Genomic DNA, 14,763 nt, shown 5'->3' on the forward strand with positions numbered 1-14,763 from the left:
AAAAAGCGTTGACACTAGATCGAACCTCCCTATAATACGGCTCCACACAGCGAGGTCGATTAGCTCAGCTGGGAGAGCACCTCCCTTACAAGGAGGGGGTCACTGGTTCGAGCCCAGTATCGACCACCATATTTTCTACAAAGAAATTATGGCATACAAAACGTTATATCCCAGGTCGCTTAGCTCAGCTGGGAGAGCACCTCCCTTACAAGGAGGGGGTCACTGGTTCGAGCCCAGTAGCGACCACCATATAACTTAATGTATTAATGTGTAAAAGTCATTCCCAGGTCGCTTAGCTCAGCTGGGAGAGCACCTCCCTTACAAGGAGGGGGTCACTGGTTCGAGCCCAGTAGCGACCACCATTCTTTAGTGAAGAATGACTTAAAAAATGTGTAATTTAAGAATGCCCAGGTCGCTTAGCTCAGCTGGGAGAGCACCTCCCTTACAAGGAGGGGGTCACTGGTTCGAGCCCAGTAGCGACCACCATATTCTGCAATACACACGTTATATCCCAGGTCGCTTAGCTCAGCTGGGAGAGCACCTCCCTTACAAGGAGGGGGTCACTGGTTCGAGCCCAGTAGCGACCACCATATTCTGCAATACACACGTTATATCCCAGGTCGCTTAGCTCAGCTGGGAGAGCACCTCCCTTACAAGGAGGGGGTCACTGGTTCGAGCCCAGTAGCGACCACCATAAATCTCCCCCAATAAACTTTACCCACGTGCTCACTCAACTATGCTTGATCTCAATCAGCGAGTGATAAGTTATGCTATTCGGCATTTTATATTTCGTTAAATACTAAGCACTATCGACACTCAGCCTGATTTCATTCTGCTTTAGCATTTTTGGAGATCTACATTATGGCCAGCGTCAGTCAATCCGCTTCTCTTGCCAATATCGCCACTTATTTAAAGCATACCCACGCCTGCGATGAGCAAACGGCTCTAAAAGAAGCGCGGGAAGTCATGCATAATCTCGTCAGCATGCGCCAAAAAGGCTTTATTACCGGTTGGTACTTTGATGAACAAGGCCATTTAGCCTTGTTACCTAGCGATGCTATCCTTAAACGTATTCTTTTAGAGGATGACTAACAGTCATCAAATGAATTGTGTCTTGATTGACTACGATAGCTATCGACTTAACCTCCCTAGACTTCACATCTCACCTACACTGCTTCTCCTAAAGCAACCCACCACAATATTTGTCGTTATATCGCATACTTTTACGGCTTTTTTTGATCTCAAAATAACTAAGTTTGTTTAATTTATCTGCAACGACAAGAGCCGTCAATTTGGGGCCGATCTTCACTATGGGTGGGTTTCCACCCAAACACAAAATCACTGTGAGCGAGATCTCACCCACCAAACTAAAAGTGTGACAAACATCAAATGAACTACACTTTAGTAACCAAACACTTACAGAAGCCAGTGTAAGTTGGCGTGGTATTTGCCTTTAGTAAGACAGACCTCAGGGAAATCAAGGCTGTATTCCTACTCAAACTTGGTAACAAACTAACCAAGACTGAGGACAAATCCTAACAACAGAAAAAGGAACTCAAGATGATATTGAATCAACAAACTGGATTGACCCGTCCACTCAAAACCTTAGTCAAAATGCTCGCTGTTGCCTCCGTATTTGCGACCAGTTTTAACGTATTTGCAGAACCGATTGAAATTAAGTTTTCACACGTAGTGGCAGAAAACACACCTAAAGGCCAAATGGCACTTAAATTTAAAGAACTCGTTGAACAACGTTTACCAGGTGAATACAAAGTCAGTGTATTTCCTAGCTCACAGTTATTTGGGGATAACAACGAACTAGCGGCACTGCTGTTAAACGACGTACAATTTGTCGCGCCTTCACTCTCAAAGTTTGAGCGTTACACTAAACGTCTACAAATATTCGATTTACCTTTCCTATTCAATGATATGGATGCCGTGAACCGTTTCCAACAAGGTGAAGCTGGTCAAACATTACTGAACTCCATGAGCCGTAAAGGAATTGTCGGTCTGGGTTATTTACACAATGGTATGAAACAGTTCTCATCTAACACACCACTTAAAAATCCTGCTGATGCAAAAGGCTTGAAATTCCGCGTTATGGCATCTGATGTTCTAGCAGCCCAGTTTGATGCTGTTGGTGCAATCCCTGTGAAAAAACCTTTCTCTGAAGTATTTACCCTACTTCAAACCCGCGCTATCGATGGTCAAGAAAACACTTGGTCAAATACTTATTCACAAAAGTTCTATGAAGTGCAAAGCCAAATCACTGAAAGTAATCACGGTGTTCTCGACTATATGGTCGTGACCTCTGACACTTTCTGGAAAGGTCTACCTGCTGACAAACGTAAGATCATCAAAGAAGCTTTAGACGAATCTATCGCATTAGGTAACAAGATTGCCGCTGAAAAAGACAATGAAGACAAACAGTTAATCCTTGATTCTAAACGTTCACAGTTAGTAACTCTATCTCCTGCTGAACGTCAAAAATGGGTTGAGGTAATGAAACCTGTTTGGGCTAAGTTTGAAGATCAAATCGGTAAAGATGTGATTGATGCTGCTGTAGCTGCAAATAAATAATAATGATAATAGCCGCTTAAGCTCAACCGAGCTTAGGCGGCCATTTCAGCGAGGGGATTATGGCTGTGATATCGCGAATATTTGGTTATATTGAAGAAGGTGTGCTCAATTTATTGATCACTCTGATGACGCTGCTAGTGTTTTCAGAAGTCGTCGCTCGCTTCTTCTTCAACACGGGTTTTCTTTGGATCCAAGAACTTACATTAACCTTTTGCGGTTGGTTTGTGTTATTTGGTATGTCCTATGGGGTTAAAGTCGGTGCCCATATAGGTGTCGATGCGTTTGTTAAAAATTTAGCACCAAAGGCTAAAAAGATAGTATCTCTTATTACCGCCTTTGTTTGTATCGTCTATTGCGGACTCTTTTTAAAAGGCAGTTGGGATTATTTAAGCCAGATGTATCAAATCGGTTTGCCTATGGAAGACATTCATTTCCCACAATTTATATTAAAAAGCCTTGATCCAGATTTTGCTTGGAACACTTTAAAAATCGATATTGAAGATGGCGCAATACCGATTTGGTTATCTCAAAGTATTTTAATCATTGGCTTTTTTATGTTGACTTGGCGTTTCGTCGAACTCTTTATTGCCATTCTGCGTGACCAAGTCTCAGGCTTCCAATTTGCCGATGAAGCGAAAGAAAGTATGCATTTAATCGATGAGAGCGCTAAAAACGCTAAAGTAGATCCAGTCTCTGACCAAAAGGAGGCTAAATAATGGCTATTGCAACCCTATTTACCGCCCTATTCGTATGTATGTTTCTCGGTATGCCTATCGCTATCGCATTAGGTTTTTCCAGCATGCTGACGATTTTATTGTTCTCGAATGACTCCTTAGCTTCAGTTGCACTCAAGCTGTATGAGTCTTCATCAGAGCATTACACTTTACTCGCAATCCCCTTCTTTATTCTGTCATCTGCCTTCCTATCAACGGGTGGTGTCGCTAGACGGATTATCGATTTTGCCATGGACAGTATTGGACATGTCCGTGGTGGATTAGCGATGGCATCCGTTATGGCGTGTATGCTGTTTGCTGCAGTTTCTGGATCATCTCCTGCGACTGTTGCGGCAATTGGTTCTATCGTCATAGTCGGCATGGTAAAAGCAGGTTATCCCGAAAAATTTGCTGCAGGCGTGATCACGACCTCTGGCACTCTCGGGATTTTGATCCCACCTTCAATCGTCATGTTAGTGTATGCCGCAGCAACTGAAGTGTCGGCTGCAAAAATGTTTATGGCAGGCTTAATCCCAGGTTTAATGATGGGATTTATATTGATGATCGTCATTTATATCGTTGCCCGCTTTAAAAACTTGCCCTCACGTCCTTTCCCTGGCGTTAAACAACTGGGGATTTCAAGTGCCAAGGCAATGGGTGGATTAGCACTCATCTTTATCGTATTAGGCTCTATCTATGGTGGCGTCGCTAGCCCAACCGAAGCATCAGCTGTGGCTTGTGTATATGCTTACCTTATTGCGGTATTTGGCTACCGTGATATCGGGCCATTAAAAGACGTGGCATGGCGTAATCAAGGTGAAAACTTAGCCAAAGCAACTGCGCGTAACTTAGGCCATATGTTCTTAGGACTGATTAAAACGCCTATCGACAAAGACATACGTCATGTTGTGCGCGATGGTGCCAAGGTCAGTATCATGCTGCTGTTTATCATAGCTAACGCTATGCTATTTGCGCATGTATTAACCACAGAACGTATCCCTCACATTATTGCTGAGTATATTGTTAGCATGGGTTTACCCGCCTGGGGATTCCTGATCATCGTTAACTTACTGTTACTTGCTGCCGGTAACTTTATGGAGCCATCAGCGATTGTACTCATTATGGCGCCAATTCTGTTCCCTATTGCAACGCAATTAGGTATAGATCCTATCCACTTAGGTATCATAATGGTCGTGAACATGGAGATCGGTATGCTAACGCCGCCAGTGGGACTCAATCTCTTTGTCACCGCTGGGATCACGGGGCGCAGTATTGGTTGGGTGATTCAGTCGGTTCTGCCTTGGTTACTCGTGATGCTAGCCTTCTTAGCCCTGATTACTTACGTACCACAGATTTCACTCTTCTTACCTGAATGGTTGGATTCGATGCGTGGATATTAGTCTGCAATTCAAGGTTGTGAGATTACCCCTTGATTACAGATAGATTTTAAGCGAGCCTAGTCAGGCTCGCTTTGTCTTATTATGCGCAGTATCAGTTATTGATCCCGTTGCTTTATCAGGATAACCACCATGTTGCCCATGACGCCTAAGGCCAAGAAACGCCTCTTTCTGACCGTTGTGTTACTTGCAGGCCTATTTGCAACCCTCAAACTGACCTACTGGGTGCATTTGCATCAAGGTAAAATCGAGATCCAAAAGCAATCGGAGAAACAACTAAAGGAATTAGTCAGTTTTCTCGATGGTGCACTATCGCGCTACGAAAGTATTCCCCACGTGCTCTCGACTAACCCAATGCTCGCCAATGTCCTGAACGACCAGCAGAATCCAGATAAAGTCCAAGAGCTTAATTTATATCTCGAAGAAATTCAGCATGTCACCGAAGCATCCGATATCTATCTGATCGATGCCTTAGGTATCGCCATTGCCGCCAGTAACTGGCAACAAAGTTTTTCCTTTATTGGCAAGGACTACTCCTTTAGACCCTATTACACAGATGCTATCTCGGGCAATCTAGGCCGTTATTACGCAGTGGGTACCAGCTCAGATAAGCGCGGATTTTATTTCTCTTACCCTATTTATCAACAAGGTGGTAAAGGCATACTTGGGGCCATCATAGTCAAAGTTAATATTGCCGACATAGAGCAACAAAGTACCAGTATCGCGATTGCGGGTCAGTATCAGTTCCTTATCAGTGATCCTGAAGATATCGTCTTTATTTCCAGTATCGATGAATGGCGGTTAAAGTCACTAACCCCGCTTACCCAAGCCAAGCAATATGCCCTTAATGCCTCAAAACGCTATGCAGAACGTCCCATAGGAGAGTTGTTGATGAAGCCGCCCTATGAAAGTGGTAGTCAAGCTATGCTCTACCAGCTGCAAACGGGTACAGACCATGAACAATACATGGACATCCACCAATCAATGGCTAAAGCAGGCTGGCGAGTACACATCTTAGCGCCAATCAAACCTTTACTGACCTCTTTGCCCGCACTGATGTTACTGTCAGCCAGTATTTATCTTTTGCTGGCACTCAGCATCCTATTTAACGCCGAGCGCCGTCGCAATCTACACCGAATGCAACTAGCGCAAAGCCTATTAGAACAGCGAGTTGAAGAACGTACTCAGGACTTACAGCAGGCCAATAATCAGCTCAAAGATACTCAAGATGAGCTGATCCAAGCGGCAAAACTGACAGTAATCGGTAGTTTATCCGCCAGTATTAACCATGAACTCAATCAACCACTCGCGGCACTTCGCAGCTATGCCCAAAATACCCAAACTTTTCTCGCCCGTGATATGCAAGATAAGGCACTGGATAATATCAAGATTATTATTGAACTTACCGACAGATTAGCCGATATTGTTGGGCAATTTAAAAGCTTTACCCGCAAGAGCCAAGGCGCTGATAGCGCAACCGATATTGGCCGCTGTATCAAGCAAGCCCTGACCATAGTTCAACCTGCTATTGATAAACAGGGTGTTGAACTCGATGTGCAATTACCCAACGGCAACTATCAGGTTTGGGGCGATAAGGTTAGATTACAACAAGTGTTTGTCAACATTATGAGCAACGCCATTGTCGCTATGCAACAATCGGTTAAACGCCAATTGGTTATCCGCGTGACCAGTGAAGATAAGTTTTGCATCAGCATCCAAGATTCAGGCCCGGGTGTACGTGAAAGCCAAATGGAGAAAATCTTCGAACCTTACTTTACCACTAACGAGCGCCACGGACTGGGGCTGGGCTTATCAATTTCACAACGCATTATCGAATCCATGCAAGGCCAAATTAACGTTGCCAATGCCGAAGAGGGTGGCGCTATTTTCCAGATTATTTTACCTATTTACTTGCTCGAGGAACGTTAGTTTTATGAGTGTGCCCAATTCAATTCAAGATTATTCTGTTCTCATCATCGACGATGAGCCGCACATAGGCACAGTTCTCGTTCAACTATTTGAACTGGAGGGCATTAAGGCACTCGCCACCACAGAACCCAAAGGTATCGCTAAGTTGCTGCATAAAGATTGGGCGGGAATGGTGATATCGGATGTCAACATGCCACAATTAGACGGCATCAGCTTAATGCAACAAATCCGTCTGCAAGATCCCGATCTCCCCGTTGTCCTACTCACTGGTTTTGGTGATATTGCCATGGCAGTCAATGCCTTAAAACAAGGCGCCTACGACTTTCTTGAAAAACCCTTTAATAACGAACATATACTCGATGTGGTTAAACGCGCCTTAGAAAAACGCAGTCTGACCTTAGAGAACCGCAAGCTTAAAAAGGATCTCGAAAGCCAAAGCGTACCGGGCCCTCGTATTTTGGGCAACAGTGTCGGCATCAACCGTATGCGCCACATCATAACGCAAGTGATAGATACGCCTGCGGATGTGTTAATTGAAGGCGAAACAGGTACAGGTAAAGAACTTGTTGCCCGCTATTTACACGACCACAGCAGCCGCAGCCAAGCCAACTTTGTCGCCATCAACTGTGGTGCAATCCCCGAAAACCTGATTGAAAGTGAACTCTTTGGCGCCGAAGCAGGGGCCTTTACTGGCGTCGATAAGATGCGCATTGGCAAATTTGAATATGCCAATGGTGGCACGTTATTTTTAGATGAAATTGAAAGTACGCCACTGTCTCTGCAAGTAAAGCTGCTGCGAGTGCTTGAAGATCGTAAGGTTGAACGTTTAGGCTCTAACAAGAGCATCAATTTAGATATTCGCGTGATAGCGGCTACAAAAGTCGATTTAAAAGGTCTGTGTGACACGGGGGAATTTCGCCAAGACTTGTTGTATCGCTTAAATCTAGTGACTGTGCCCATCCCTCCCCTGAGAGATCGCCGTGAAGATATTCCGTTACTCTTTTTACACTTTGCCCGCGTCGCATCGGCACGCTATCATAAAGCGCTTATCGCCTTAAATGCAGAGCAAAACGCGATACTTACTTCCCACGACTGGCCAGGCAATGTGCGTGAGTTACGTAATCTCGCTGAACGCTTTGTGCTACTGGGCGGAGAAGCCGCCTTTGCTGGCACGTTAGGCAATACTCCAAGCCTGCACTCGAGTATGTCCCTGCTACAAAGGGTAGAGTTTTTTGAACGGGTACTGATTGAAGAAGCACTTAGCCACAACAAGGGCAGTATTAAGCAGACCATGGAGCAGCTAGAACTGCCCCGCAAAACCCTCTACGACAAAATGCGTAAATACGATTTAGACCGCAAACAATACATTAATTCCGATGACTAAAGGGCATATTTAAGCTTTAGACCAACGCCCGTTTGACATGAGTTTGATGGTAATGCAAACGGGTGATTGCTAAGGCAATCAAGGCTAATAAGGTTAACGACCCCATCACCACACCGCGCCACTGCGCCTCATGCCAAAACATCATCAAATAAGGGCCGCCAATCGCAGCACCTAAGTAATAACAACATAAATAGAGTGACGTCGCCTTAGCTCGATCACGACTGGCCCGCATTGCAACAAAGGAATTACAGCAACTATGGGTAAGGAAGAACCCACAGGCGGTCATTAAAAAACCTAAGCTGATGGTTAAGGTCGTATCAAACAGGGTCAGTAAACTGCCGAGCAACATCACGCACCAAGACCACTGATACAACTTATGTTGGCCAAATTTGGCGAGCCACTTTGCAGTGAAATACGACGCAATAGTCCCGCTGGAATAACACAGGAAAATCAAGGTGGCTTGGAAACGACTCCATTCATAGGGTGGAGCCATCAAATGCAGTTGAATAAAGCTAAATTGATTCACCATCATCATAAAGGTCAAGCCGCCAATCGCGTAGACCAAACGCATTTGCGCATCGGTGAGATGATGACTAAAGCCATGAAGATCTTGCGCTAAACGGGCGCGTTTTGATAAGGAAGGCTCAGTGTTACTTGGTGACATCGACTGCGCATCGGCAAGTGAAGGCAGCAAATAGTTCACTAAAGCCACCCCCGCTAACGTCACTAGAAACAGCAACCACATAGATTCTTGCCAAGATAAAAACTGCGACATTAAACCACCTAGCAGACGTCCAACAATCCCGCCAATACTGTTCGCCATAATATAAATGCCTGCGGCTTTCAGCATAGTGCTTGGTGATAATTGCTCCTTAAAGTACGCCATGGCAATCGCAGGTACGGCAGCGAGTAATGCACCTTGTAGCAATCGCACTAGCACTAACCCATTAAAATCCGGCGCCCAAATTAATAGTAAGTTAGACAATGCCAATAACCACAAGCTGACAATGATCGGTGTGTGTCGACCGATACGATCTGACAGTACCGCATACAAGAGCAATGAAAAGGCTAAGGAAAAACTGGTCACCGACAGGATCAAGGTTGCTTTAGAGCCTGATACCGCAAAATGTTCCGCAATCAGCGGCAACATGCCTTGCATTAAATACAAGTTGATATAGACCACCACTGAAGCGACGCAGAGCGCCCACATCAATCGGGTGTCACGCTGTTTATTGTCAATCATAGTATCTAATACGGCTTGCACGGGAGCCTCGACCAAGTATCACTCATAGGATAGACAAAGATTATCACTGGGCATAACATAACAATAATAGATAATATCTATCGTAATCATTGATTTTTGTTATAGAAATAGCGCGCCAAAAGTACACATCTTGCCACTGATAAAATAGTACGAGCCCGATTAATGGATATTCGCCAACTCAAACATTTAGATGCCCTTGCCAATACCGGCAGCTTTACCGCCGCAGCCAAGAAACTGAATATGGCTCAGCCCGCGTTAAGTCAAAGTATCAAGCGCTTAGAGGTCGCACTCGGCGTCACCTTAGTCAATCGTACGAGCAACAAGAATGATAAACTGCTCACACTCACGGCCGAAGGTATAGTCCTGCATCAACACGCCACTTTGATCCTAAAACAAGTTAAGCAGGCCGAAGCGCAAATCCGCGCCATGGCCAATCTCACCTCAGGGGAAGTCCGCATTGCCGTGCCGGGCATGCTGGGTTCTTTCTATCTCCCCTCGCGCTTAATGGCTTTTCGGCATAAGTACCCCGAGTTAAAACTATCACTGTTTGAAGGCGGGACGCGGGATGCACTGCGCATGTTGCAACAGGAAGAAGTGGATATTGCAATCATTACCGCCCAAGACCTACAGCCCGAATTTGATAGTCAGCTGTTGATCCGTGAGCAAATGGTGATCGCCATGGGTACCGAACACCCTTTAGCGGAACATAGCGCTGTGAGTCTACATGACTTTTTCGACCATGAATTAGTGATGTTCAAAACAGGTTATTTCCACCGTGAGTGGATACTCTCTCAAGCCAAAGAATTAGGCAAAAAGCCCAATATTGCCTTCGAGACCAATTTGATTAATCTGATTAAACAGATTGTTTCCCAAGGATTTGGGATCACCAGTGTACTTGAGATGGCGATAAGCTCAAAAGATGACATTTTAGCCAAACCCTTCGATCCACCGGTATTTTTAAACCTCCATATTGCATGGAAAAAGCAGCGCCCCGTCAGCCAAGCAGACCGCGCCTTTGTCGATTTTTTAATGTCAAATCGCTAACACAAACCAGCAAATACAAAAAGGGCTGATATCAATATCAGCCCTTCTCTCTTACCATTAAACCTTCCGATTTTACTCTGAGGGTTTAGCCTTGTTTACGACGACCAAAAGCAAAAGGTAGCAACAACAAGCTTAACCAACCTAAGGCACCACCATCATCTTTCTTGGCTGGTGTTTCAGTCACAGATACAGACACAACACTTGAATCTTTATTGCCGTGGTTATCAGATACTGTCAGTTGGAATGAAACCGTCTGAGCAGAGCCACTCACGTTTGGTGCAACGAGATTAAGCTTGGCCACATTAGCGTCAAAGTTAAAGCTAGCGCCCCCTAACTGAGTCCATTTGTAGGTCAAAGGATCATTGTTGGCATCCGACGACTTGCTCGCATCGATGAACAAAGGTTTACCTTCTTGGACAGTGGCAGGAGCTTCAATCACAGCGACTGGCGCCACTTCTGGAACATCAAATTGATACTCCTGCTTCAAGATTTCAGCCGAGTCGTTATTCACTTTGTTGGTCAATGCCACTATGTTGCCTTGACTCGCCTTACGTGGCACTAAGTCAAATGTGACATCTAATGCCGCAGCAGCAGAGGCCATTTCGATAGTCCAAGTGATCTTATTGCCCACTTGCGCACCTTGATGGCTAATATTAGCCACTTCATGACCTTCTGGTAATAACGCCTCTAGGGTGTAAACACGGGTTTCTTGCGTTTTGTTCGCTTCAATACGTGTCTTCATCACTTTAGCGGTACCAGGTGTTAATTCACCAGAAACAGTACTGCCTAGAGGAGGTAATACGTCATCACTAACGCGCTCAAATACGACCGGAATTTTAACAGGTGCGACTTTGTCATCAGTGGTGGTCAGCGTCAGCATAGCTATGCCAGCATCTCCCACTAGCATTGCTTGTTTCCATGCTAAGTTGACATTGAAATCTTTATGATCACCCGTAAGATTTGCAGTTAAGTTATCACCCGCTTCATCGTATAAGGTTACTTGTTTCAAACTAAAGGCATCATCCGCATCGGCTGCAGATGCCTGATAGTTTTGTACAACGACAATATACTCACCCTTCACTGGGTTCTTAATGGATACACTTTCCTTTGAACCGCCAAACGCAGAAGATGCCGCGATAGAAAGCTTGCTACCGTCTTTCTTATCGAGTATCACAAACATATCTAAGTCAGGAGAGGTTGTATTACCGATTGATGCATTGAAATATAAAGCTTTATCTTCAACATTAAAGCTAAATACTTTTACGCCATCGGCCAAATCATCAAATGCACTATCGGTATTTGAATCCTGTTTCACACTTGATTCATAAGTAGCGCTTAATTTAAGTGCAGTCACTGTCGCCGCAACACCCGGTAGATCAATCGCTTTCAAGTGCGCCAAATTACGTTCATCTGCATCACGTGAGGCTGAAACATTAACCAAAGCAGGTAAATCGCGTTTAGCTATCTTAGCTACGATCGGCATATTAACCGCTGGGAAAGTATCGGACGTTAATACTAAGTTACCAAAGCCCCAACTTGCACCGACGTCAGTCACATCCGCAGTCACTGTAATCGTTTGGCTTTCACCTTTTTTGAGATTAAAGCTCTCTGGCGTCACAGTTAACGCGAATTTATCCGTTGCGGAAACGCCTTTTGCAGTCCAGCTACCATCAGCCGTTGCAGTGACAGTACGTGTCCAAGTACAAGTATCGATACAACGTGAATCAGCCATGCTTGGAATGTTTAGCTTACGTGGATCGCCACCTGTCGAAGGATTAGCAATCTCGTAGTTTAAGGCACTTTCATCCATCACTAAGCCCGTTTTTGCCGCTAAATCAACACGAATACGACCGGCTCCTACGTCAAACGGATCAGCAACGGTTTTACCATCGGCTTTTTTCATGGCTTGGGCTGTCGTTGACGTCATCATTAGCGCAGAACGAATGTTGTCTGGCGTCCAATCCTTATGCAGCGATTTAAGTAACGCACCAGCACCGGCAACGTGAGGACTCGCCATTGAAGTACCTGACATCAAAGTGAAATCAGCAGGATCTGTACCTGTTTCATCATGGCCAAACTGTTGGTCGGAATAAGCTGCGTAGATGTCACTGCCCGGTGCAGCGACATAGGGTACGAGTACATCGTTAGTCAGATTAGGTCCAATCAATGAACTGGCAGATAAAACATCCGCTTCTTTACTGGCAACTTTAGGGGTTGGAGACAGCGTGATTTCAAGAGCAGGATTTGCCGCCATAGCAGCAATCAATTCTAAGCCATCAATATCACCAATAAATACCGCTGGAATATTCAATTTATCTAGCCCCGACATAGTCAGACGCGCATTATTTTCACCATCTCTATTGAAAACAATCACACCCTTAGCGCCAGCGGCCATTGCTGCGGCCACTTTGATATCGAATGAGCAAACACCGCGTCTTAAAACGGCGATCTTGTCTTTAAAGGCATCTGCTGGGAACGGTTTACAGGCTTCAAAATTGGTCGCATCAATTGCGCCAGCATAAAGGGGAACACCTTTGAGCACTTCAGTTTGAACCGGACCAGAACCAGCAGTGTAATGATAGTTTTTACCATTAAATTCCACGGCGCGTACTATGTCACGGTTATGAGTCGAGTTAGCTACCGAAGTATACCAAGGTGCATTTTTAGGCGTAGAGTAAGGTGTTTGATTAATCGCAGGGCTCGTGCTTGTCGCGGCACGTGTGTTACCCGCAGCCACTGCAGCAAAAATCCCTGCATTACGCGCGGCTAAAAAGCCTTGTTCCGTCGCACTATTCCACGGGTTTCCACCGCCACTGATAGAAAAGTTAAGCACATCGACGCCATCTTTAATCGCATCATCTAAGGCTTTTAAAATCGGTGCGGTCGGGCAGCCAGAATAAGTGTCGCCCGCATTACCCGGATTACAAATTTGATAAGCTATGATGTTTGCATGTGGTGCAACACCTGAGATTTGTTTAAATTCAAGGCCTGTCGCAATGCCATCGCTTTCTAACTTACCTGTTTCACCTTGCACATAAGGCACATTCACTAGGATGTTACCTGCTGCGGTACTCGCAACGTGAGTACCATGCCCACCGTAATCCTCACCATTTTTAGCTGGAGGGGTGTCACCAAACACTTTTGCATCGTCGTAGTTATTTGTTATCTCAGAGTAACTGCGAACTCCAATCAACTTGTCATTACACATGCTCGCGAAATCAGTTTTACAATCACCAATATAGATGCCTTGACCTAATGGGTTTGTGTGGTCATAGCCATCTTGGCCAACATCAGCGAATGAAGCATGATCTGAGTTAATACCTGAGTCGATAATACCGACGATCACGCCTTCCCCCATGGCTTTAGTGCCCGTCGCGCTGCCATCCCATACATTAGGAGAACCGATAAGCGCTTGACTGACATCGGTTTCCATTTGCTCCATACGCTCGCGCTCAACAAACGCAACCTCAGGTAACTCAGCCATTTTCTTCGCTTGAGCTTGAGTAATGCGAACCGCCATACCGTTTAACGCATACTGATATGTCGTTAATGGTTGCAGATTGGTGCCAATAGCCGCACTCGCGTTAGCTAAAAATCGGTTCTGTTTTACTTTCAAATAACTAACATAACTTTTGACTTCAGCTTTAGAAGCATCAAGTTTACCGTTCACAGCAACTTTTGAAGTACCGTTTACCTGCACTCTTTGTGAACTAGTCGCTTTTAATCCTGGAATAGTTCCTTGGTAATTAGCAACCGAACTATCGCGTAAACGGACGATATAAGTATATTCACCCTCACCTAAATCTGCTTCAGGTACAAACTTAACCTCAGCTCCGGCAGCGTTACCGCGTAATGAAGTGACTTGTAATTCACTTGGAATATCTAACTGCAAGGTTTCACCCGTAGGTGATAATACGGTTTGTGCATTTGCCGCCGACGATAACAGTGCCATAGACACTGCTAATGCTATTTTAGTTTTCATTGTGACTTCCCTAATTCTTATAAGTTGTATGATTTATAAAACTCAGGTTTGGGTGGCATGAAAACGCTGCGGCAACCAAAAACATCACCCGTAACTGACATTTTTTATGAATAACCATTCAATTTACTGTGATGATGATCACTGAGTTTTATCGCGATAATTTGTAACACGTGATGATACAAATTAAAACAGCAAGTTAACAGAACGTAATTCAGTAAATGATGAACAACCTCATACCTTGTTAAAATAAATCCATAGAACCTTTATCAGACTGTTTTATGTCCCAACGATAAGTCGTAGTATAAAAATCGATACAAACAAATAATAAACATTAAATCATACAGTTAAACTTAAACTTTAAGTGTCAGCTCAAAAATACCCTTAGGTTAAACAGAATAAATCCCCGTAAATAAATATTCTTTTTATAAATATCATTAGTTACAAAATAAACGCAAAATATCTTTTGCGAA

Annotated in this window: 9 protein-coding genes and 6 tRNA genes; 13 read left to right on the top strand and 2 right to left on the bottom strand. The window is 44.5% G+C overall.

Going from position 1 to position 14,763, the window contains the following annotated elements; genetic code table 11:
* Positions 1-53 precede the first annotated feature (53 nt).
* The 12 genes from L5M28_RS02335 to L5M28_RS02390 all read left to right on the top strand — a co-directional run bounded on the left by L5M28_RS02335 (position 54) and on the right by L5M28_RS02390 (position 8,003).
* A tRNA-Val gene (locus L5M28_RS02335) sits at positions 54-129 on the top strand.
* Between the two features lie 44 nt (positions 130-173).
* Positions 174-249 (top strand) — tRNA-Val (locus L5M28_RS02340).
* 37 nt (positions 250-286) lie between these two features.
* Positions 287-362, top strand: a tRNA-Val gene (locus tag L5M28_RS02345).
* Positions 363-410: 48 nt separating this feature from the next.
* Positions 411-486: transfer RNA gene (locus L5M28_RS02350), tRNA-Val, on the top strand.
* A gap of 28 nt (positions 487-514) precedes the next feature.
* A tRNA-Val gene (locus tag L5M28_RS02355) sits at positions 515-590 on the top strand.
* Positions 591-618: 28 nt separating this feature from the next.
* A tRNA-Val gene (locus L5M28_RS02360) sits at positions 619-694 on the top strand.
* Positions 695-861: 167 nt separating this feature from the next.
* Positions 862-1,092, top strand: coding sequence for a hypothetical protein (locus tag L5M28_RS02365; protein WP_105252063.1), 231 nt, complete (start codon positions 862-864; stop codon positions 1,090-1,092).
* Between the two features lie 468 nt (positions 1,093-1,560).
* On the top strand, positions 1,561-2,580 hold the full coding sequence (locus tag L5M28_RS02370; protein ID WP_113941003.1) for a TRAP transporter substrate-binding protein: 1,020 nt from the start codon (positions 1,561-1,563) through the stop codon (positions 2,578-2,580).
* A gap of 59 nt (positions 2,581-2,639) precedes the next feature.
* On the top strand, positions 2,640-3,296 hold the full coding sequence (locus L5M28_RS02375) for a TRAP transporter small permease (protein WP_173497702.1): 657 nt from the start codon (positions 2,640-2,642) through the stop codon (positions 3,294-3,296).
* On the top strand, positions 3,296-4,693 hold the full coding sequence (locus tag L5M28_RS02380; RefSeq protein WP_028761090.1) for a TRAP transporter large permease: 1,398 nt from the start codon (positions 3,296-3,298) through the stop codon (positions 4,691-4,693). Before L5M28_RS02375 ends, L5M28_RS02380 begins: the two co-directional genes overlap by 1 nt.
* Before the next feature lie 129 nt (positions 4,694-4,822).
* Entirely contained in the window at positions 4,823-6,619 is a 1,797-nt protein-coding gene (locus tag L5M28_RS02385) for an ATP-binding protein (protein WP_028761091.1), read from the top strand.
* A gap of 4 nt (positions 6,620-6,623) precedes the next feature.
* A complete protein-coding gene (locus L5M28_RS02390; protein ID WP_028761092.1) occupies positions 6,624-8,003 on the top strand; it encodes a sigma-54-dependent transcriptional regulator in 1,380 nt (459 codons plus the stop codon).
* Between the two features lie 16 nt (positions 8,004-8,019).
* Here the strand turns inward: L5M28_RS02390 and L5M28_RS02395 are convergent, their stop codons facing one another.
* Positions 8,020-9,267 carry an MFS transporter gene (locus L5M28_RS02395; protein WP_219234031.1) on the bottom strand — a complete coding sequence of 416 codons (1,248 nt, stop codon included), beginning with the start codon at positions 9,265-9,267 and terminating at the stop codon, positions 8,020-8,022.
* A 162-nt stretch (positions 9,268-9,429) separates the two neighbouring features.
* Here L5M28_RS02395 and L5M28_RS02400 point away from each other — a divergent pair, with 162 nt between their 5' ends.
* Entirely contained in the window at positions 9,430-10,311 is an 882-nt protein-coding gene (locus L5M28_RS02400) for a LysR family transcriptional regulator (protein ID WP_263202342.1), read from the top strand.
* Positions 10,312-10,396: 85 nt separating this feature from the next.
* Here the strand turns inward: L5M28_RS02400 and L5M28_RS02405 are convergent, their stop codons facing one another.
* Positions 10,397-14,293 carry a S8 family serine peptidase gene (locus L5M28_RS02405; RefSeq protein WP_263202343.1) on the bottom strand — a complete coding sequence of 1,299 codons (3,897 nt, stop codon included), beginning with the start codon at positions 14,291-14,293 and terminating at the stop codon, positions 10,397-10,399.
* Positions 14,294-14,763 lie beyond the last annotated feature (470 nt).

It is taken from the genome of Shewanella sp. SW32 (genome assembly GCF_025653365.1).
GTDB classification, from domain to species: Bacteria; Pseudomonadota; Gammaproteobacteria; order Enterobacterales; family Shewanellaceae; genus Shewanella; species Shewanella oncorhynchi.

Coding starts and splice junctions, on each gene's coding strand:
- L5M28_RS02365 (WP_105252063.1), top strand. CDS start 862: ATGGCCAGCGTCAGTCAATCCGCTTCTCTTGCCAATATCGCCACTTAT.
- L5M28_RS02390 (WP_028761092.1), top strand. CDS start 6,624: ATGAGTGTGCCCAATTCAATTCAAGATTATTCTGTTCTCATCATCGAC.
- L5M28_RS02385 (WP_028761091.1), top strand. CDS start 4,823: ATGTTGCCCATGACGCCTAAGGCCAAGAAACGCCTCTTTCTGACCGTT.
- L5M28_RS02400 (WP_263202342.1), top strand. CDS start 9,430: ATGGATATTCGCCAACTCAAACATTTAGATGCCCTTGCCAATACCGGC.
- L5M28_RS02405 (WP_263202343.1), bottom strand. CDS start 14,293: ATGAAAACTAAAATAGCATTAGCAGTGTCTATGGCACTGTTATCGTCG.
- L5M28_RS02380 (WP_028761090.1), top strand. CDS start 3,296: ATGGCTATTGCAACCCTATTTACCGCCCTATTCGTATGTATGTTTCTC.
- L5M28_RS02370 (WP_113941003.1), top strand. CDS start 1,561: ATGATATTGAATCAACAAACTGGATTGACCCGTCCACTCAAAACCTTA.
- L5M28_RS02375 (WP_173497702.1), top strand. CDS start 2,640: ATGGCTGTGATATCGCGAATATTTGGTTATATTGAAGAAGGTGTGCTC.